This window comes from Clostridium sp. ZBS2 (genome assembly GCF_023845855.1).
Lineage (GTDB): Bacteria > Bacillota > Clostridia > Clostridiales > Clostridiaceae > Clostridium > Clostridium aquiflavi.
Genome location: NZ_JAMQIF010000066.1, coordinates 1 through 1,393 on the forward strand (window position 1 = coordinate 1; position 1,393 = coordinate 1,393).

The window sequence follows — 1,393 nt, forward strand, 5'->3', positions numbered from 1 at the left end:
TCCGCGGTTCCACTCTAATTGAATTAAATTAAAAATTTAATTCCTCTTCAAATTTAGCACAAATTTATGCATTATCACTATAACGGGTGATCCCGAAAAATCTTACTATAAACATTTAAATGCTTAATTCAGATTTCAACTCCAAAGTGCACTTCACATAAATTCTTGATAAAAAAATTTCAGCTAATTCTTTTCTCTCTGTAAACTTTCCTTTATGCTACTTTACTTTTTCACAGTTTTTAATTCTGAGTAAATTGATATGCTTTTATAATTTCATTATATGTTATTTCAAAAAAAAGTCAATATAATTTTTGAAATTTATTTAATTTTTCTTTTTCCAGAAAGGAAATAAAAATTCATCTATCAAATCATGTATTATTACTATTCCCACCAGTCTATCTTCATCATCAACTACTGGTACAGTAACTAAATCATATTTAGCTGCTACTTCTATTGCTTCATTTATTTCATCATCATGTTTTACACGAGAAACAGTTTCATCCATTATATCTTTTATTTTTTTACTGCTATCATTTATTATTAAATCTCTTAAAGAAATCATTCCTTCAATCTTGTCTTCTTCATTTGTTATATATATATAATACATAACTTCTTCATCAGGCTGCATTTCTTTAAGTATATCTAATGCATCAGAAATTGTTATATCTAAGTTTAATGATATAAATTCTTTACTCATAATACTACCAACAGTTTCATCTTCATATTCTAGTAATTCTTTAACTTCTTTTGCATCTTCTTTTTCTAAATTTATTAATATTTTTTCTCTTTCTTCTTCATCTAAATCATCTAATAAATCAGCAATTTCATCATTAGCCATATTTTCTAACAACTCAGCAGCTTTAGTTTCTGATAAATCCTTAATTATACTCCCCTTATATTCAGGGTCTATTTCTTCTAATGTATCTGCTGCTAAATCCTCATCTAATGATTCAAATATTTGCTTTCTCGATCTTGCATCTAAATCTTCTAATATATCTGCAAGGTCAGCTGGATGAAGTGTAGATAATTTTTGATATGGTAATACTAATTTTAAATTATTATCAACCATTTCCAATGATTCAACATCTTCCCACATTAAAACTTTATCTTCATAATCTTTACCTAAGACTTTATATACACATTTAGCAAGTCCTGCAATATTCAATCTTCTATATCTTGCTAGAGGTCCTGTTTCAACTGCCACAACTCTATATTCTCCTGCTATTTCAGCAATTCTCAAATCATTAACTCGTACTACTTGTTTGCCATTTATATCTACTATTTTTTTATCCAACAAATTTTTTGAAAGAAGATAAGTATAAGTCATTGGAAGTATTTCTTTGCTTCCTCTTGTTTTTATTTTTACATTTCCATTATCATCTAAAAATTCTAT

General features: G+C 26.7%; 1 protein-coding gene and 1 other annotated feature. The gene reads right to left on the reverse strand.

The window, feature by feature from the left end; genetic code table 11:
* Positions 1–243: a binding site (T-box leader), on the reverse strand. This feature is flagged as partial in the annotation.
* A gap of 79 nt (positions 244–322) precedes the next feature.
* Positions 323–1,393 (reverse strand): magnesium transporter MgtE N-terminal domain-containing protein (locus NG918_RS16625; RefSeq protein WP_252227144.1); only part of this gene is annotated, 1,071 nt, incomplete at its 5' end.